The following is a 20,832-nucleotide window of genomic DNA, read 5'->3' as shown; positions in this document are numbered from 1 at the left end:
CCTGTCCCTCTTCGCGAGCGGCGAGACCTGTTCGCCCGCGTCAGTTTCCGTCGGTCTTGACGACCTTCTGGCCGTAGGTCTTCAGGTTGTCCAGGCCATTGAAGGAGTCACCCATGATCTCGCTGAGCTTGTCGGTGGTGAGCGCGTTGAGCTCTTCGAGGTTCTCGTACTCCGCGGCCATCTTCAGCAGGGCGGTCTGCACCGCGAGCAGGGCGGTGTTCATGTTGACGAGCATGTCCTTCATGTCGCCCTTGACGCCGCCGTCCTGGGCCGTCGCCCCGACGATCGCCTGCCGCAGCACCTCGGCCCGGGCGAAGGCGCCGGGCCGCGGGTCGATCGCGCTCAGCTTGTCGGCCGTGGTGAGCAGGATGTTCCCGGCGCCGGTGATGCTGCCCAGCACGTCCTCCGCGAACCACTTCAGGGCGGCGGTGTTGACCGCCACGCCACTGGTCGAGGCGGTGTCACCCTTGAACGTCGGGTCGATCGCCGGCGGTTTGAAGCCCGAGTTCGTCGGGGTCTTCGACTCGTCGATCCAGTCGGACTGGTCGGTGAACGCGGGCGGCTTCACGTTCGACGGGTCGGTGATCCGGTCCTTGTACGTCTTGACGAGGTTCTTCCAGCCGTCGGTGTCGAGGATGTTCTTGTCGTACCACTCGCGGGCCTCGATCCACTCCGGATGCTCGGCGCGGACCTGGTTCTTCCACCCCTCCAGGTTCACACCCGTGCCGTACCGGCTGTTCCTGCCGTGCTCGTGGTAGTAGGCCATCCAGGAGTCGTACGCCGCCTGGGTGGTCCCCTCCGGCTTCCCGATCACGGCGTCGCCCATGCCGTAGGCGTTCATCGCGCTGATGGCTTTGTCGTTGGGGTATCCCCAGTCAATGCGGGCCAAGGAGCTCACTCCACTCGGGTGTCGACGGCGGAACGATGGCACAGACCCCAGCGGCCCGGGTCGTCTGGCGCACCGGGCCGGGGACGGACGACGCCGGCCGCCACGCCGCGTCCGCGGCGGCCGTCCGGCGGGTCAGCCGCCGCGGACGTCGTTCCAGATCATGGCGTGACGCTGCTCGGTGGTGCCGTAGTTGTCGGAGATCTGCAGCAGAGTCTGGCGGGCCTGCTCCAGGTAGGCGACCATCGAGTCGGCCGCCTGGTTCCAGGCCAGCTTCGAGACCTTGTACTGCTCCTGGGCGGCACCGGTCCACTGGGCGAGGCTGGCCTCGACCGTCTGCTCCATCGCCTCCAGCGACGACTGGATCTGGCCGTTGATGCGGTTCATGTCGGTCAGCACGGCGTCTGCCTGCACGAAGTCGAAGGTGTAGTTGGACATGTCGGTCCTCTCGGGAGATCGGGGGTCGGGGTGCGGCTCAGATGCCCGGCAGGGCCGCGCCGAAGGAGTTGGCCACGCTCGACGCCTCGTCCTCGGCCGTCTGGTAGCCCTTGGTGGTGACACCCATGACCTCGAGCATGTTGAGCAGCTCGTTGATCACCCGCTGGAAGGCGTTCTCCCAGTTGTCCATGGCCTGGTTGAATCCCTGCGACGCCTGGCCGGTCCAGGAGGAGATCAGGATGGCCATCTGCCCGTTGACCGCGCGCAGCTGGCCGGTGAATTCGGTGGCCTTGTCGGAGAACTCCTGGGCAGCCCGCTGCATACCCTCTTCGGTGGTGCTGACGATCGGCATCGTCACGGTCGGACTCCTCGTGTCAGGGAAAGGTGGCAGGGAAGAGTGTTGATCCGCGGCCGTGCCCGGCGGCAACCCGGTTGCGCCACCATGTCCGAACGTCACCCAACATTGCACGGCAGCGCCCCCGGAACGGGCGGCACCGGCCGACAGCCCGGGAAGAGTGGTTGCACTTTCATGCACTGATCCCCGGCCGGAGTTCCGGCGCGACCGCGGCGGCGTCTTCACTGGACGGCGACGTCGAGGGAGTGGTCCGTCGTGAACTACAGCGAGCGCATCGAAGGCCTGTTCCAGGAGTACGAGCGACAGCGCAACAGCCTCGCCGAGATGCAGGCCCGGATGAGCGCCCTCTCGGCCACCGCGACGTCACCGCGGCGCGAGGTGAGCGTGACCGTCGGGCAGAACGGCGTGCTGACCGACATCCAGTTCCCCTCCGGCGCCCACAAGCGGCTCACCACCGCCGACCTGACCCGGCTCATCCTGGACACCTACGCCGACGCCAAGGAACAGGTCATGAACCAGGCGGCCGAGGTGCTGGCGCCGGTGCTGCCGGACGGCCTCGACGCCCACAAGCTGGTCCGGGGCCAGGCCGGGGCCGACGCGTTCCTGCCCAAGGAGCCCCGCATGGTCACGAGCGTGCGGGAACTCCTGACCCGGGGGCCCGAATGATCAGCAACAACCCCGGCGGGCGCCTGTGGGTCGACCCGGACGGCGTGGAAGGGCTGGGCAAGGCGTACGAGGCGCACGTCCTGCTCTACGAGTCCTACCTCGCCCAGCTGACCGCCCTGCGCGCCCGGTACGCCAACGCCTGGGGCGACGACGACATGGGCGAGCAGTTCTCCACGAAGTTCCTCGAGGGCATGGACAACCTCGAAGCGATCATCGGCGGCGTCAAGGGCACCCTGCGCTACACCGCCCAGGGCCTCACCGAGAGTGGCCGGGCGTACCGGGAGGCCGACGAGGCCGCCCTGGACGTCAGCCGGAAGATGGCGAAGGACTTCGACGACGTGGACCGCCCCCCGTACACGACGCGGGCGGCGGTCACGAACCCGGCGCTGGAGCCCGCCGCGGAGGGTGAGCCGCGCCGGCAACATCTGTTGTCCCGCCGCCTGGCGGTCGGCGAACCGGTCGGCGAACGGGCCCGGCTCCTTCCGCAGCAGCAGGGCACCCCGATGCTGCCGCTGGAGCCCGCCGAGGCGCCGACCCCGCTCATCGCCGCCCACCCGGCGATCTCGTCCTACTTCACGGGTCCGGAGTACGCGACCGCGCACGTCGGCGGCCGGCCGCTGCCCGAGGGGTACCGGCTGATCGCGCTCAACCCGTTCGAGGACGGCACCACCCGGGTGGACGCGAACCTCTACGACTCGATCACCCCACTTGCCGGCACACCCGTGACCACGCCGGACGGCCGGGCGATCGATCCCGGGCAAGGCCGGTTCTTCGTCGTCAGGGAGAACCCGGCCGTGGACCCGACCGCGCCCGGCTACCAGCCGCTGTACCTGAGCTACGCGCCCGACGGCACGCCCACGCCGATCATCCCCGGCGCCTGAGCCACCCACCTCGCGCCCCGGTAGGACATGCCCGACTTCCACATCCCCAACGACCCGCAGTGGCAGTGGGCGTACGACCTGATCCTCGTCGCCGTCGGCGAGGAGTACCCGAAGGCCGACCCCGCCGCGCTGCGGGCCATGGGCGACGAGCTGTACGCGCTCAGCAGCACCATCCTCAACGGGATGGGCGCCACCGCCAACCTCGGCTACGGGCTGGCCGGGAGCCTGTCCGGCCCGGCGATGGACGCGTTCCAGCAGTACCAGGTCGGGATCACCAAGAACGTGCCGGCGGGCGGCAACATCGCGCTGGCGCTGGGCGGCTCGGCCTACAACTTCGCGCTGGACTCGGAGAACACCCAGTACAACATCGTCATCGCGGCCTTCACCCAGGTCGTGGAGATCGCCATCGCGCTGGCCTCCGGCTTCGGCGCGGCGGCGGTGCCCGCTCTGATCCGGATCGGGCAGGAGATCGTCGGCGCGCTGATCGGCCTGTTCCGCCAGCGACTGCGGAACATGCTGATGCGGCTGGCCTGGGAGGCGTTCCAGGAGGGTCTGGAGGAACTCTGGCAGAGCGCCGCCGCCCAGGTCACCCAGATCATCGAGGGCAACCGCAAGTCCCTCGACTACAAGGACCTGGCGATCGCGTTCGCCGGCGGCGCCTTCATCGGGGCCGGCGTCAGCGGCGTGCAGATGATCGGCGGCAAGTTCTTCCCGAAGATCAACAACAACGTGCTGTCGCGGGAAGGGCTGTCGGCGCTCGCCGAGACGCTGTTCGAGGGCCTGTTCACCATGATGGTCGGCGGTGGCGGCTTCAACCCGTGGGCCACCATGACCTCGTCGATGATCGGCGGAATGGCCCACCACTACGCCACAGTGGTCGGCCAGAGCTACGGTCCGGGCGCCGCCGCCACGGCGCCACCGCCCACGATCGAGACGAACAACCTCACGACCACCCCGCCCACGCCGCCACCCACGGCCGTGGACGGACCGGCCGTGCCGCCACCCACCGGCCCGGGGAGTCGGAGCGGCGGCCCCGGTCCGCAGCCCTCGGGCGGCCCGGACGTGGCAGGTCCGGGACCGGGCCAGAGCAGCGCCGGAAACCAGGGGCCGGCGCAGCCGGGCTCCGGCGACCGGGGCCCGGGCCACCTGGGCGCCGGCTCGGGCAGTGCCGGGGGTACCGGTCCGGGCGACCCGACTTCCGGGGGCCAGCCCTCGGGCAGTCAGTCGCCGGGCAGTCAGCCCTCGGGCGGACAGACCACAGGCGGGCAGGCCACAGGCGGGCAGGCCACAGGCGGGCAGGCCACAGGCGGGCAGGCCACAGGCGGGCAGGCCACAGGCGGGCAGGCCTCCGGCGGCCAGGCGCCCGGCGTGCACACCCCGGGTGGCCAGAACTCGGGCGGCCAGACCTCAGGCGGGCAGACCGGAAGCGGTCCGGCCTCGGGCGGGCACACCACAGGCGGCCCGGCCTCGGCGGGCCAGACTGCCGGTGGCCCGGTGTCGAGCGGTGACACCGCGAGCGGCCCGACCTCGGACGGTCAGACCGGCGGCGGTCAGGTCCGCGACGGGTCGCCGGGCGGCACGACGAACGCCAGCGCAAGCCCGAACGCCAGCGCAAGCCCGAACGCCAGCGCGAGCCCGAACGGCAGCGCAAGCACGAACGGCGATGGCGGTCAGAACCCGAGCGGGCACGGCACGGCCCCTGCGGGCGTCGGTGCCGACCCACGGGCGGTCGGCGCTCCCGCCTCGGGTCCGGGCCCGACCGCGGGCGGCGAGGCCACGGCACCGCGCGCCGACACGACGGGCACGCCGAACGGCATCCCGGCGAGCACCGGCGCGCCCACGACCGGCGCCCCGGCCCGGGCCGCCGACGTCACGGCACCGTACGGCGGCGGTCTTCCCGGTTTCGACACTCCGACGTCCAGCAACGGACCGGCCGCTCGCGACACCCCGGCACCCGTGACCCCGCCCGCCACCGCCGCCGCCGGCCCGGCGCCTGGCCCGGCCGGCTCCTCACCGTCCACCGGCACACCGACGACCGCCACGCCGCCCACCGCCACGCCCGGCACACCGGCAACCCTCACCCCGGGCACCGGCACGCCCGGCCCAGCCGTACCGACGGCCACCGCGCCGACCATCGGCACGGCGAACACCGGCACACCGACGGCCACCGGCGCGGCGAGCACCGGCACGCCGACGGCCACCGGCACATCGGCCACGGGCACGACCTCGACGACCACCGGCCAGCCGACCGCTCCCCCGCGCGACGCCGCCGGCACGACGGAGGCGCCCCCGCCACCGTCGGCGCCCGTCGACGGCATCTCGGTCGACGGTCCGGTCGCGGTGACCTCCCCGGCCACTGACCCTGGTGTCGGCGTGCCGTCCACACCGGAGGCACTGGGTCCGGACGTCCGCCCGCGCGCCGAGGCCGCGCCGGGCGCGCCCCCCGTCGACACGGCACCCCGCGCGGTGGGGACCCCGCCGCCCCGGTTCGACGTACCGAAGACCCGCGACGAGATCGCCCGGGCACGCGCCGAGCAGCGCGACACCGCACCCAGGCGGGTCGCGAACACCAGCGCGTACGACGTCATCGACGGCGGACCCCATCCCGACACCCGGGTGCCCGACGTGGTCGCGCGCTCGTACGAGCAGGCCGGCCTGACCGTTCCGGCGGTCGACCGCCCCCGTCCGCGCCTCGACGCGGTCGACAACCGCATCGCGTACGACCATCGGGTGCTGGACCTCGGCGACCGCAAGGTGCAGGACTTCACGGTCAAGGTGTTCCTGGACGCCCGGGACGCGACGGCGGCGGCCGCCCGGCCGGAGGTCGAGTCCCGGGTACGCGACGCGGTCGACCGGATCTACAACCAGGGCTACCGGATCGGCGGCGACCAGCTCAACGTCACAGTGGAGTTCGCGGCCCGGCCCAGCGAGGCGCACGCCACCGTCACGCTGCACGGCACGCCGTCGCCGACCACCCAGACCGCCTGGTCGACGCACTCCTCCGACCTCGACCTGGCACACGAGGTCGGGCACTTCCTCGGCCTGCGGGACGAGTACCCGGTGACGGGCCGCGTCCTGGACCGGCCCTTCGTCCAGGGCGACAACTCGGTGATGGCGACCACCACGCCGCAGCCCGGCAACGATCCGCGGCTGCTGGCGCGCGGTGTCGAGCGGATCGCCGGCCAGCAGCACGACGTGCTCTCGCCCGACCGCGGCGGGTTGCCGCCCCGGACCGCACCGGTCCGGTTCGAGCCGGTGCGGGTGCCCGGCGGCCGCAACGCCCGGTTCGACGCGCTGACCCGGCACACCCGCGAGGTCGGCCCCGGCAACTACCGGCAGGAGACGGCCGACCTCAAGGACGACGGGGCGCCGATCGGGTTCGTCGTCAACTCGATGCTGCCCGCCGACGACGTCGACCAGATCCCCGACGTGGTCCGCGCCGTCACCGAGGGCCTGGCCCCGGGCACCACAGTCGCGTTCGTCTTCGGCGTCAACACCACCGCCGAGGTGCCCGACACCGCCTTCCGGGACGCGGTCGCCCGGGCGGCCCGGCTCGCGGCGGACCTCGACGTGCCGGTCGCGGTCAACGGCTACGCGGTCGGTACGAAGAACGGCAAGTTCCCGTACGGCCGGACCCGCAACCAGGTGCTCCGCGACCCCGACACGGTCGCCGCGATCCAGGGTCTCGCGCAGGGCGGCCCGGACGGCGAGTCCCGGCGCTACCCGTACGTGTCGATCCAGGACTTCGACACGGGCGCCCGGACGACCCCCGACGGCACCCACGTCTTCGACCGGATCGACAGCCGGACCCGTTTCGAGCCCGACGAGACCGGGCCGCGGGACGAGCCACCGGCCCGCCCCTTGATGATCTCCGGTGGCTACCGTGTCGGCGACACCGAGGAGTTGGTCCGGCGTACCCGGGAGCGGCTGGAACGACGCGCACGCGACCACCGGGCGAGGATCGACGACCTCACCGCGCAGGGCGACGCGGACTCGCGCAAGGACCGCGAGATCGAGGAGCAGAAGCTGACGGCTGTCCAGGACGGGCTCGCCAAGCTCGACACGCAGGCCGGCCGGGACGCCTTCGTCCGGGACTTCACCACCGCCGTGAACGAGGACATGCGGTCCCGGGACCGGCAGGCGACCGTCCACCCGATGCTCCCGTACTCGCCGGAGCCGAACCTGTTCGTCGACGGCCTGCTCGTCCTGGGCCGGCCCGAGGTCCGGTTCGGCGAGGCGGGCGCGGAGTTCCTCCTGCTGGCCGAGAGCCTGCACCAGGCGTACGGCGCGGAACTGGCCGTCGCCCACGGCGCGGCGACGCCGGCCGACCTCCCCGCGGACGTCCTCGCCGTCGACGTCCAGGTCGAGTCGCAGAACAACAGGCATCCCGACCGGGACCTGGCGTTCATGACGGACTTCGTGGGCGCCGCCACGCCCACCGACCTGTCCCGGCTCGCCGCCGACTTCGCCGTCGGCAACTTCCTGCCGCAGTCGCACGCCGTGCCCACGAACGTCAACCGGCAGCTGTTCTACACCGAGGGCACCGGCTTCAAGGAGTACCGGGCGGAGCTGCGCAAGCCCGCCGTCGCCGCCCCGAAGCCGTTCGCCGCGCCGACCGACATGGTGCCCGGCCCGTCGTGGACGTGGCAGCAGACGCTCACGCCGCGCCAGCTGCGGCAGCTCGGCGCGCAACCGCACAACCGGTACGTCACCGCCGTCTCGCTACCGGCGCCGGGCACCGCCCCGGCGCCGGACGTCACACCCGAGGTCGACCCGGACCTGGACCCGACGCGGCCGGCCCGGACCGTGGGCCTGCCCGACAGCCAGCGCCTCGCCGCCGCGCACCTCGTCGCGACGTCGGACGACTCCGGGACCATCCAGCAGGAGTTCGCCGCCGCCGCCACCATCGCCGATCGCGGCGGCCTCGACCGGCAACCCGGCTCCCTCTACGACGCGATCGCCGCCGCTCTGCCCGGCAGCGACGCGGACGCCCTGCGGATCAGCACGCTGCACGCCGGGCGGGACACGATGAGCCTCGACGTCGCCGCACAGATGCGGCAGCGCAACCCGTACGACAACGGCCATTTCGTCCGGGCCGCCCTCGCCCCCGACCCCGGGCCGCGCAGCCGCCGGACGCCGGTCGACGACACCGAACGGCAGCGCATCGCCAACGCGCACGACGTCGTCGAGTTGGCCGCCGCCCGCGGCACCCAGGTGCACCTGCTCGTGTACGACGACCCGGCCGGCCCGCCGCGCGACCATCCTGTGGTCGGCGCCCGGCCGCGGACCCGGCTGGAGCTGCTCCGCACGATCGACGAGTCGGGCCACGTCACGTACGCACGCCTGGAGTCACCGCAGCCGGCCCCGGTGAGCGACACCGACGGCGACAGCGACAGCGAGTCCGGCGGCTTCGACCTTTTCGGCGACGGCGACTTCGGCGGGTTCGGTGGCCTCGACGACGGCAGCGGCGCCCGGGACAGCGACGGCGACCACGGCGACAGCGACCACGGCGACAGCGACCACGGCGACGACGGCACGACCGTGGACGGGACCACCACCGCCGAGGACACCACGGGCGAGACCACCGCCCCCGGGCGCCCCGCGGAGGAGACCAGCGCGGAAGCGGCCAGCGCGGAAGCGGGCTCCGCTGAGGAGACCCCAGCCCGGGAGGACACCACGGGCGGGTCCGGCGCGTCGTCGGCCACCGAGACCAGCGCGACGCCGCCGTCGCCCGACGAGGTACGCCGGAGCCTGCCGTCGTACCTGCGGGACAGCCGCACCCTCGGCCTCGCCGAACAGTTGCGCGCCACCGAGAACGCGGCGCTCGGCGCGGCGCTGCGGAACCTCGACCCCGGCCTGTCCGGCGACGTGGTCGCCGCCGTGGAGGCGGACAGCCGCGACGACGTGGACCAGTTCCTCGGCGAGGGCCGCCCGTACCCGGTGACGATCGACGGGCAACCCGCCGAGCTGCGGGTCACCGCCGTCCTCGACTGGGACGCGCTGACGGTGGACCGGGTGCACGACGACCCGCGCAAGGTCACCGCCAAGACGCGGGAGGACCTCACCCACAAGCTGCGCCACAACCGGGACCGGCGGGTCGAGCCGAAGGTGACGGTCACCGCGATACCCGGTGTCGTCGTCGGCGTCGGCGGATCGGTGCCGACGATGCCCGCCACCGAGCACTCCGCCGACCACAAGGACACGTACACGTCCACCACCACGGTCAAGGTCACCGGGCTCACCGAGGTGACGGTGCCGATCCGGTTCGTCGCCCGGCTCGTGCGCCCCGGCCGTCCCGCCGTCGAACCGGTCGAGGCCTCGGGCCGCGTCGCTCTCGCCGTACACACGGGGTTGCGGACGCCAGACGCGACAGCGCCGGTTGCCGCGGACCGCACGCCCGGCGGGCCCGTGCCCTCCCGGTTCGGTGTGGAGAGCGTCCGGAACCGGCCCGCCGATCCGGGCGCCACGTTCTTCGACCAGGTGGAGGCGATCCTCGCCGAGGACGGCATGGCCGACCTCGTCCGGATCGGCGCGCCCGGCCGCCCGGTGATGCAGAAGCTGCTCAGCGAGGCGACGTTCTCCGGCAGCCTGCCGAAGATGGTGGTCACCGACCCGGCGAACGTCCACGACGGCTGGGTCCGGTCGGGTTCCCTGCCGCGCGCCGCGCGCACCGGCTGGCGGCGCTTCTTCCCGGGCCGCGCCCGGCAGGTCGAGGTCCGCCTGGTCGCCCGGCACGTCGAGGAGGTGGAGAGCGTCGACGGGCTCACGCACGTCGACACGTCGGCGCTCGCCGCCGAGAGCACCGGCGGCGCCACCACCAAGCGACAGTGGGGGCTGTGGGGCCTCGCCGGCGCCGGAGTGGACGCGGCGCCGCTGAGCCTGGTCGTCGGGCCGCGGCTCGGCGGCGGCCGGGAACGTGGCGCCACCCGGACGATCACCGAGCGGACCGGCGGCAAGCAGACGGTGACCGGCACCGCGCCAGGCGTGCGGTACCGGGTCGAGTACGGCGTCCAGGTGCGCGTCCTGGGCCGCGCGCCGCGAATGCTGTCCGGGTCCGTCGACGCGCTCCAGTGGACCACCCGGGACCGGCTGCCCGGCACCGCCCTCGACCCGGACCGCCGGGAATGGCGGGGGCGGCACGGCAGCGGCCGGACCCACTTCGCGCCGGCGCGCATCGAGCGGGGCGAGTCGTTCGGCGGCGCGTACCTGACGAGGGTCGGCGACCGGAGCCTGTACGAGACCGTCGCCGAGGCGGTGCGGTCGATGCCCGGTCACGACCGGTTCCGCCTGGCCAGCCGCGAGGAGATGCTGCGGCACTTCGGTGACGCGCAGCTCGCCGACGGGCTGACCCCCGAGCTTCAGGCGGCCCTGAACCGGGACACCGACCTGCGGACGCAACTCTCCCCCGACCAGCTCCGCCACCTGGCGGACCGGATCGTCGGCCCCGGGCTGAAGATCCCGCTGATCCGCACCGGCACGTTCCACGACCACGTCACGGTGGTGACCGTCCGGGGCAGCCTCGGCGAGATGTCCGACGGCGACCTGCTCGACCACGACACGATCGGCACCGGAGACAAGCGGACCGCCCGGTCCACGGTGACCAGCGCCCGCGACGACAGCCGGTCGGCCGAGGTGAGCCTGGAACCGCGCGTCCTGGGCCCGCTCGGCCAGGCCGCCTCGACGCTGCTCGGCGGGCCGCGCGCCGCGCTCACCTGGGGCACCACCGACGAGAACGCCGTCACCGGGGGGCAGTCCACCGAGAGCGACCACGGACCGGCGCTGGACGACGAGGGCAAGCCCACCGGGGTACGGCTGCGCGAGTTCGCCGCCACCCTCGACCTCACCGTCACCGCCACGTCCACCGTACGGGTCAACCAGGCGGGACGGCAGTTGTCCCTCGGGGCGTACGGCCGGGACGTGCCGACTGTCGTCGCCTCGTCCGAGCTGCGTCCCCGCCGGCACCGCCTCGACGTGCGCATGCTCGTCCCGGAGTCACGGGTCTCCCGGCGGCGTCCCGACGCGGAGCCCAGCCCGGCCCCCCGCGACGTCGAGACCATCGCGTATCCGCCTCCGCTGAACCGGATGACCCGCGGTCCGCACGACCTCGACGGACGCCGGGTGGAGTCGTTCGTCGGCGCCGACCGGCTGCAGGAGGCGGTGGTCGAGACACTGCGCGAGGCCGGCCGGGACGACGTCTACGCCGTCGAGGACGGCCTGATCTCCACAGTCGTCGCCGACGAACTGTCGCCCGAGCGCCTCACCGGCGACGCCGAGTTGTTCAGCCGCCCGCTGGCGCTGAGCAACCTGTGGCACGGCCGCCGGGCCGCTGACGCCCGCGCCGACGTGCGGGTACGGCTGCGCCCGACCAACCCGACGGTGCTCGACGGCGCCGAGTTCGCCCGGATCAAGCGGACCTTCGCCAGCGGCACCGCCCGGAAGACCACCGACACGCGCGCCGTCGAACTGAGCGTCTCCGCCACCGGCGTCGCGTCGGGCAGCGGGCCGGTCGCCGACCACGGTGGCAGCACCGGCCGGCCCGGGGGCGCGGTCATCCTGTCCGTCACGCCGTGGCGGCGGGCGTGGGGCCGGATCAGCGAGCGCAGCGTCTCCGGGATCGCCAAGCTGCGCCTGGGCGGCGGCCGGGCCGAACGCGAGCTGCTGGTGCGGGTGGACGTCGAGGCCGAGGTGGTCGCCGAGGCCCGCCACGACAGCAACCTGCGTCCGCTGGGCCGCTGGCCGGGCGCACCGGCCCGGCGGGCCGGCCGGCGACTCACCCTGCCCGGCGCGGTCGTCATGCGGATGACCCCGGCGGAACTGAAGCGACTCCAGGACCGCGACCGCGCCCGCCGGCACGGCACCGCCGACGTGCGGCTGCAACTGCGGCACGCCGAGAACGCCGAGACGCTCCGCGCCGAGCAGCGCGAGCAGGACGCCCGGATGGCGCGCGAGCAGGCCACCGAACGCGGGAACCTGCTGCGGCGGCAGCACGCCGACCTGCGTGACGTCCGGGCCTACGTGGACCGGGTCCGCCGGGACCGCCGCGTCGGCCAGGCGGGCCGGCAGCTCGCCGACCGCTACCTGGCCGATCTTCAGGTACGTCACCGGCGCGAACGCGAGGACCTGGCGGCGGCGCACGAGGCGGCCACCGACGCGCTGCGGGCGGTCCACGAGCGGGAGCGGGCCGAGCAGGCCGAGCACCAGCAGCGGGAGCGCGACCTGGTACGCGAGGCTCAGCAGCGGCAGAACGAGGACGCGGCCGGCCCCGGCACGCCACCCACCCCGGCACCACGCGAGTTCCGGGCCGGACCGCAACGGTCGCTCGGCATCGGCGGCGTCACCACCCACATCGACCTCACCGACCGCATCCCGCACCTGCGGCGTGCCCTGGCCCGGGCGTCGAGCGAGGACCTCGCCCAGGCGATCCTGCCGGCCACCCGCGACGGCGGCCCGGACGACCCGATCCGGGGGCTCGGCAGCAGCGCGTTCCTCGGTGCCGCCCACGTGCACCTGGCCGACGCCCTCAACGGCGGCCGGAGCGAGACGGTACGGCTGGAACGGCGGTTCCGGGGCTCGACGTACCACGTGACGCTGACCGCCGAGCCGGCCGGCACGCCGAGCTTCACCGGCATCGACCTGGTCGACGAGATGTCCGTCACCGACCGCACTGTCGTCGGCGAGGCACGGACCCGCACCACCTCGCGGACCGCGGCGCAGGTCACGCTGACCGGCCGGGCACAGGGCACCGAGACCGACCGGGTCGAGAACGACGCCACCCGCACCACCGGGCACGGCCCGGCCTCCGGCACCGTCGCCGCCGGCCTGGCCGGCACCGCCGCCCTCGGCAACCAGGCCACCAAGGCGGTCGAGCGCACCGGCCGCACGTACGAGCAGTCGCTGACCGTCTCCGGCCCGGTGCCCACGTACCGCGGGCCGGTCCGCCTGACCCTCACCGTCACCGGGCGCGGGCTGCCCGAGGGCGGGGTGTCGATCGACGCGATCCACGACGTCACCACGTACTCGGCGACCGAGGGCCGGACGCTGGCCACGTCCGGCCCGGTCACACCGGTTCCCGCCGAACAGACCACCGACGAGGGCCGGCGGCGGTGGCGCGAGGAGTCCGGCTTCGACCGGCTGCCCGAGCCGGGCCGCTTCGCCGTCGAGGACGTCCTGGTCGACCTGCCCGGCCTGCACGCGGCGGCCCGGGAGGCGCTCGTCGCCTCCGGAGCCACACCCGGCCGAGACGTCGACACGGCGCTGCGCAGCACCCTGACGGTGAGCCGGATCAAGGCGCTGCCGGCGATGCTCGACGGCGCGTTCCCCCTGCCGATGCCGGCCGGGCTGGGCCGCGACCTGTTCCTCGACGCCCGCCTGGTGGCCCGCCCGAAGCTCCTGCGCGCGGACGCCACGGTGAAGATCGGCGGCGCGGCGAAACGCACCGCCGACACCGAGTACGAGCAGACCAGCGGCAGTTCGTTCGCGGTGAAGACGGCCGGGCCGCTCGTCGTCGGCGGCACCGGTCATCCCGGCGGCGCGAGCAAGGTGGGCGAACGGCAGGACTTCGCCGCCGTCAACGCGGCCACGCTGATCGAGCAGCAGCTCTACCGGACCGACCCGGGCGCCCAGGTCAAGGACGAGGGCAAGGTCGCCGTCAGCACGACCGGCAAGCCGGCCCGGCGCACCGACCCGGACGACACGCTCACCGCCGCGGTCGAGTACGACGTCGAGTTCCGTTTCGTCGCGCGGTCCCGCGACACCGCCGGCAAGCACCGGGCCGGCACGGAGGTCCGGGTGCCCGGCGGCTTCGTCGTACGGCTGGACGAGGCGGCGGCCCGGGACGTCACCGGCCGGGACCTCCCCCCGGGTCTGCGCGCGTCCGCGCTCGCCGTCGCCGACGCGGCGAAGAAGATGTCGGAGGCGGCGGGCCGCCTGGACGGGCTGGCCTCCCGGACGGACGCGAACGCGGACGCCGTCGCCGAGGCCGAGCAGGCCCTGACGGACGCCGAGAACGCCTGGTGGGACGCCTACCACGCGCACGAGGAGCAGGTGGCCCCGCCACCGGCCCCGGCCCCGCCGGTGGAGGTGCCCGCCGCCGAGGTGGCCACGCCCACCGCGCGGGCGCCGGTGGTCGGCGACCCGGTCGACGTCACCACCGGCCGGGTCGTCTACACCGAGGTCGACGCCCGGCTCCCCGGGCTCACAGTGGAACGGACCCACCGCTCCGACTACCGGTGGGGCCGCTGCTTCGGCCCGACGTGGGCGTCCACGCTGGACCAGCGCGTCGTCACCGACGGCACGTACGCCCGGTTCCTGGCCGCCGACGGCTCGATCCAGACGTACCCGATGCCGGCCGAGGGCGACGAGACGCTGCCGGTCGTCGGCCCGGGCGGGCCGCTGCGCCGGCTGGCCGGCGGCGGCTGGCTGCTCACCGAGCCGGGCCGGTCGCTGCTGTTCGCGCCGGCCGACGCGGACGGCGACTCCTGGCTCACCGACGTGGTCACCGACGGCGCCGCGTGGCGCGTCGAACGCTCCGGCGACGGCACGCCCGAACTCCTGCTCTCCGCGTCCGGCCTGGTGGTGGTGCCGCACCTGGCGGGCGGGCTGGTGATCGGCGCGCACGTCCGCACCGCCGACGGCACCGCCGGCGACGCGGTGCACCTGCCCACCTTCGGCTACGACGACAGGCGGCGCCTGGTGGAGGTCCGCAACTCCTCCGGCCACGAGACGCGGCTGCGCTACGACGACGCGGGCCGGCTCGTGCGCTGGCAGGACCGCAACGGCGAGTGGTTCGGCTACGACTACGACGAGGCGGGCCGCTGCGTGCGGGCCGGCGGCGGCGGTGACGTCCTGCGCTACTGCCTGCGGTACGACGACGGCGTCACGCACGTGACGAACTCACTGGGCCAGGTGACCCGGTACGAGTTCGACGAGCGCCGCCGGGTCACCGCGATCGTCGACCCGCTGGGCGGAACCGTCCGGCAGGAGTGGGACGCGGCGGACCGGCTGCTGGCGCGCACCGACCCGCTCGGCCGCGTCCTGCGGTTCGACCACGAGGCGCGCACGCTCACGCTCCCGGACGGCTCGACCCGCCCGGTCCCGCCGCGCCGGCCCGCGCCCGCGGGCGACATCGAGTTCGACGCGCTCGGACGGGTCCGGGCGACCCGGCGCCCGGACGGCGCGGTCACGACGTACGGCTGGACCGCCGAGGGGGATCTCGCGTGGCGGATCCGCCCGGACGGCTCCACGCAACGGTGGTTCTACGACGGTGAAGGGAATCTGGTGGACGTCATCGACGCATCAGGAAGGGCGGTGAGCTTCGAGTACGGCCCCTTCGATCTGCCCACGGCACGGGTGGATCAGGCGGGGAACCGCACCGAGTTCACGTACGACACGGAACTACGGCTGACCGCGGTGACGAACCCGGCGGGTCAGACGTGGCGCTATGAGTACGACGCGGCCGGCCGCCTGTGCGGGCAGACCGACTTCGACGGCCGCACCCAGCGCTACGAGCACGACGCCGCGGGCCGGCTGGTCGCGCACACGGACGCCGCCGGCACCGTCACCCGCTACCGCTGGGACGCGCTGGGCCGGGTGGTCGAACGCCGGGTCGGCGACGCCGTCACCCGCGTCGAGTACGACGCCGACGGCCACGTGGCAGCCGTGCTCAGCCCGGACGCGCAGGTGCGGTTCACCCGCGACGCCGAGGGCCGGGTGCTGTCCGAGACGATCAACGGCCGGACGGTGCACACCTCGTACACCACCTCCGGCGCGGTCGAGACGCGCACCACGCCGTCGGGCCGGTCGAGCCGCTGGACGTTCGACGCCGCCGGCCGCCCGGAGAGCCTGACCGCCGGGGAGCACCTGGTCGGCTTCCGCCACGACGACGCCGGCCGGGAGATCGGCCGGACCATCGACGGCCTGGTCGCGCTGCGGCAGACGTTCGACGCGGCCGGCCGGCTCACCGGGCAGCACATCGCCGACGGCGCCGAGCGGCGCTACACGTACGACGCCGCCGACCGCGTCACCGCGATCGCCGACTCGCTCGCCGGCGACCTGGCGTTCACGGCCGACGACACCGGCCGCATCCGGGCCGTCGACGGGGACGCGCCGCAGCGGTACGACTACGACGAGGCCGGCAACCTGGTCGGCGCCGGCGGCGGGCGCTGGGAGTTCACCGGCACGATGCTCGTGCGCTCCGACGACGCGACGTTCTCGTACGACGCGAAGGGCCGCCTCACCGGCCGGGTCGACGAGGCGGGCGCGTGGCGGTTCGAGTGGGACGCCGAGGACCGGATGGTCCTGGCCGTCACCCCCGGCGGCGACCGCTGGCGGTACCGCTACGACGGCTTCGGCCGGCGCATCGCCAAGCAGCGCCTGGGCGACGGCGACCAGGTGCTGGAGGAGGTCTCCTTCGCCTGGTCCGGCGACCTGATGCTGGAGCAGACGCACCGCCACGCCGCCGGCACCACCACGACCACGTGGGACTACCGTCCGGACGCGCCGGTTCCGGTCGCGCAGACCGACGACGGCGCCGTCCGCGCGGTGGTCACCGACACCATCGGCACCCCGACCCACCTGGTCGAGCCGGGCGGCGGGCTGCGCTGGTGGTCGCGAGGTGACCTGTGGGGGCGCGGCGCGGACCGCACCGCGACGCCGCTGGCGTTCCCCGGCCAGTACGTCGACGCCGAGACCGGCCTGCACTACAACCGGTTCCGCTACTACGACCCGGCCACCGGCCGGTACGTCAGCCCCGACCCGCTCGGTCTGTCCGGCGGCCCGAACCCGACCGCGTACGTCACCGACCCGCTCACCGTGGCGGACCCGCTGGGCCTGACCAGTTGCACGCCCGCCCCGACGACGCCGCACCCGCTGGCCACTGTGGAGCAGACGCTCGCCACGCCGTCCGACCAGACGCCGAGCAGCCTGCCCACGACCGCGGCGCCGCCACCGCCGACCGCGCTCTACGGCATGCCGTACCAGTTGCAGGTCAGAGTCGAGGACGAGTACGGGCAGTTCCTGGGGTACGAGACCGTCATGCGGGACACCCCGTCGCCGCCGCCGGTCACCACCGCGGCCGGCGCCGTGGGATATCAGGCCCGCCAGTGGTTCGACGACGTCGCGCCCGCGCCGAGGACCGCGCTGGACGACGAGAACTCCACCGCGCACCAGACCTACCACGAGATCCGCGAGGCGGTTCAGCCGTACATCGGGACGCAGCCTCGCACCGGCTTCCGGTCGAACGCGATCGGCCACCTCAACGAACCGCTCGTCGGCGGGCTCAACTACTACAACACCGCCACGACCAGGCGCCGGGGCGTGACGAGGACCCACCAGGGTCTCGGTGACCAGATCGCCACCGAGGCCGACGGTGGCCGGGAGACCGCACGTCAGATCGCCAGTTTCCTGCGCGGCGAGATCACCCACGGCCAGATCGACTCCGTGGCCGGGCAGGACTTCGCCCGGATCGTGCTCTTCGCGGAGAACGCCAGAGGTTACGAGTCCGAGGTCAGCACGCTGCCGATCGCGCTGGACCACCTCGCCAACGCGACGAACGACGCGGACGTCGCCGCCATGTGGCAGAACATCCCGCCGTGGTTCCCCCCGGCGGCGCGGGGATACGCCAGCGACGAGTTCGTGCCGCGCGAGGACCGGCCTCCGGTGGCCAGCATCATGCCGCCGCAACGGCCCGACGGGGTCACCCGGACCGGCTCGTACTACAACATGGTCGAGATCACCGAGAGGCCTCCGCCGGCGAGTTCCTCGAACGCCCAGGCCGGGCCGAGCCGGCAGCGCGGCCACCGGTCACGAAGCCCGGAGCGCCGCGGCGGCGGCGGTCGCCGTGGCCGCCACCAGTTCGGCTTCCAGGGCCCGCAGACCGGCACCACCGACGTCCGGGGTGCCACCGCGCCGGTCACCGACCAGTTCCGTACGCCGCTCGCCGACCAGTTGACGGCGGTGCAGGGCGACCCGGTTGCGCAGGCCCGGATTCTCGACTCGTTCCGGGACCAGCTGTCGTACGGGTACACGTTGAACGACGGCTCGACGCTGCGGGTGCTGGCCGCGAACGTGCACGGCGACACCGCCAACACCGACGCCGACCTGGCCACGCTGAACGCCGCCGACCGCGCGCACCTGCGCTGGATCAACGACCACCGGGACGCCGGCAGCGTCGCCGCCAACGTCGACTGCGTGCCGCTCACCCTGGCCGTCGACGCGTACCGGCAGACCGGTGCGGTCACCCAGGTGCCGGCGCAGACCCAGCCGATGGAGATCGGCGAGGTCATGAAGCGGCACCCCGGCCGGAGTGTGGACGAGGTCGGCAGCATCCGCGGCCTGATGGAGGCCCTCGGCGCCATGCCGAACGGCACCACCGCGATCGTCGGCCTGCGGCCCGGTGGCCCGGGAACCGTCGGACACGTCATCAACGTGTCGAAGGACGGGCAGGGCCGGGTCACCTTCGAGGACGCCCAGGTCCCCGGGCTCGCCACGCTCCCGGCGATCTCCCCCGACGGCTCGGTGTTCGTCATCCGGACCAGCGACCCGGCTCCCGGCAGCGACGTCGACATGGCATCGGTGCGCGACGCCGACTCCGACGTGGACATGACCTCCGTCCGGGACGTGGACAGCGACGTGGACATGACCTCCGTCCGCGACGCCGACAGCGACGTCGACATGGCGGACTTCTCGCCGACCACCGAGACGTTCGCCGGTGTGGCGCCGGAGGCGGTGGCGAAGACCACCGCGCAGACGCCCACCGTGGGTGACCCGATCGACGTCACCACCGGCCGGATGATCCTCACCCACACCGACGCGGTCCTGCCGGGGCTCACCCTGGAGCGGACCTACCGCTCCGACTACCGGTGGGGCCGGTCGTTCGGCCGGGCCTGGGCCTCCACGCTCGACCAGCGGATCGTCGTCGACGGCGAGCAGGTCCGCTACCTGGCCGCCGACGGTTCGCTGCTCACGTACCCGCTGCCCGCCGAGGGCGCGGTGGCGCAGCCGGAGACCGGCCGGACGCTGCCGCTGCGCCGGCTGGTGGGTGGCGGCTGGCTGCTGACCGATCCGGCGTCCGGCCGCAGGCTGCTGTTCGCCGCGGCGTCGCGCACCGAGTCGCTGCTCACCGACGTCACCGACGGCGGTGTCAGCTGGACGATCCAGCGCGACCGCCGGGGTACGCCGACGCAGGTGCTGTCGTCGACCGGCGCGGTGATCGCGATCACCTCGTCCACCGGGCTGATCACGATGGTCTCGCTGCCGAACGCGTCGGGTGACCTGATGGCGGCGTCGCAGTTCGGCTACGACGGCGACCTCAACCTGGTCGAGGTGACGAACTCCTCGGGCGACCCCGAGCGCTTCACGTACGCCGACGGGCGGCTGGTGCGCTGGGAGGACCGCAACGGCGAGTGGTACACGTACACCTACGACGAGGCCGGCCGCTGCGTGGCCACCGACGGCAAGGGCGGCTACCTGCGCTACCGGTTCGACTACGAGCCGGGCCGCACCGTGGTGACCGACTCGCTCGGCGCGGTGCGCGTCTACGAACTCAACGACCGCTTCCAGGTGGTCGCGGAGACCGACGCGCTCGGCGCGACCACGCGCAACGAGTGGGACGAGGCGTACCGCCTGCGGTCCACCACCGACCCGCTGGGCCGCATTACGTCCAGTGAGTACGACGCCCTCGGGCGGCTGGTCTCGGTCACCCGGCCCGACGGCAGCCGGTCCACCACCACGTACGACGAACTCGGTCGCGCGGTGTCCTGGACCGACTTCGACGGGAGCACCCGCAACCGCCAGTTCGGGCCGGACGGCCTGCTGATCGCCGAGGTGGACGCCTCCGGTGAGGTGGTCCGGTACGAGCAGCCGGCCGCCGACGGCCGGGGCGTCACCACCCACGTCGGCCCGACCGCCGTCGTCCGCGACGCGGCCCGGCAGATCACCTCGGTGCGCACCGGCAAGGGCGAGACGGAGTACGTCTACGACGCGCTCGGCCGCCTGTTCAGCATGCGGGACGACACCGGTCTCACCGAGTTCGGCTGGACGCTGGAGGGCGACCTGGCCTGGCGGGAGAACCCGGACGGCTCGGTCGAGGAGTTCCTCTACGACGGCGAGGGCAACCTGGTCGAGTGGGTGGACGCCACGGGTCGCCGGACGATCCGCGAGTACGGCGCGTTCGACCTCGTCACGGCCGAGATCGACGACGAGGGCAACCGCACCGAGTACGCGTACGACACCGAGCTGCGGCTGGTCTCGGTCACCAACCCGGCGGGCGCGACGCGGACCTACGCGTACGACCCGAACGGGCGGTTGGTGTCCGAGACCGACTTCGACGGCCGCACCCAGCGGTACGTCTACGACGCCGCCGGGCAGCTCGTCGAGCACACCGACGCGGCCGGCGAGGTCACGCGCTACACGTACGACCTGCTCGGCCGGGTGGTGGAGCGGCGCACCGGCGACGCCTCCGGCCCGGTGGTCACCGGGACGGTGAACGGCGCCACGGCGTCCGCCTCGTCCGGTGGCCCTCTGCCGGAACCGCGCACCGCGCCGGTACCCCGGCGGTGACCCGCCGCCCGCCCCGGCCGTCACGGCGGCCGGGGCGGGCACCCCGTCAG

The 20,832-nt window shown here is 73.8% G+C and carries 6 protein-coding genes; 3 read left to right on the top strand and 3 right to left on the bottom strand.

Annotation, left to right across the window (positions count from 1 at the left end):
- Window positions 1–40: 40 nt before the first annotated feature.
- The 3 genes from O7607_RS23885 to O7607_RS23875 form a co-directional block, all read right to left on the bottom strand.
- Window positions 41–898, bottom strand: coding sequence for a hypothetical protein (locus O7607_RS23885; RefSeq protein WP_269705428.1), 858 nt, complete (start codon window positions 896–898; stop codon window positions 41–43).
- Window positions 899–1,021: 123 nt separating this feature from the next.
- Window positions 1,022–1,324 (bottom strand): WXG100 family type VII secretion target, encoded by a 303-nt coding sequence (locus O7607_RS23880; protein WP_269705427.1) that lies wholly within the window; start codon window positions 1,322–1,324, stop codon window positions 1,022–1,024.
- A gap of 37 nt (window positions 1,325–1,361) precedes the next feature.
- Window positions 1,362–1,682, bottom strand: coding sequence for a WXG100 family type VII secretion target (locus tag O7607_RS23875; RefSeq protein ID WP_091416604.1), 321 nt, complete (start codon window positions 1,680–1,682; stop codon window positions 1,362–1,364).
- A 252-nt stretch (window positions 1,683–1,934) separates the two neighbouring features.
- Here O7607_RS23875 and O7607_RS23870 point away from each other — a divergent pair, with 252 nt between their 5' ends.
- The 3 genes from O7607_RS23870 to O7607_RS23860 are packed head-to-tail and all read left to right on the top strand — an operon-like array spanning window position 1,935 to window position 20,782.
- A complete protein-coding gene (locus tag O7607_RS23870) occupies window positions 1,935–2,345 on the top strand; it encodes a YbaB/EbfC family nucleoid-associated protein (protein WP_262015029.1) in 411 nt (136 codons plus the stop codon).
- Complete coding sequence (locus tag O7607_RS23865; RefSeq protein WP_269705425.1) at window positions 2,342–3,226, top strand: WXG100 family type VII secretion target; 885 nt, start codon at window positions 2,342–2,344, stop codon at window positions 3,224–3,226. Before O7607_RS23870 ends, O7607_RS23865 begins: the two co-directional genes overlap by 4 nt.
- A gap of 27 nt (window positions 3,227–3,253) precedes the next feature.
- The gene (locus O7607_RS23860) at window positions 3,254–20,782 is read left to right on the top strand and encodes a DUF6531 domain-containing protein (protein WP_269705424.1); all 17,529 of its coding nucleotides are present in this window, start codon (window positions 3,254–3,256) and stop codon (window positions 20,780–20,782) included.
- The last annotated feature ends 50 nt before the right edge of the window (window positions 20,783–20,832 follow it).

Source organism: Micromonospora sp. WMMA1949, from assembly GCF_027460145.1.
In the GTDB taxonomy this organism is placed as follows: Bacteria; Actinomycetota; Actinomycetes; order Mycobacteriales; family Micromonosporaceae; genus Micromonospora.
Note: the sequence above shows the minus strand (reverse complement) of the source record. Positions and strands in the feature narration are given on the sequence as shown.

What these genes read in the sequence shown, in the direction of transcription:
- O7607_RS23880 (WP_269705427.1), bottom strand. Translation starts at nt 1,324, where the DNA reads ATGTCCAACTACACCTTCGACTTCGTGCAGGCAGACGCCGTGCTGACC.
- O7607_RS23865 (WP_269705425.1), top strand. Translation starts at nt 2,342, where the DNA reads ATGATCAGCAACAACCCCGGCGGGCGCCTGTGGGTCGACCCGGACGGC.
- O7607_RS23860 (WP_269705424.1), top strand. Translation starts at nt 3,254, where the DNA reads ATGCCCGACTTCCACATCCCCAACGACCCGCAGTGGCAGTGGGCGTAC.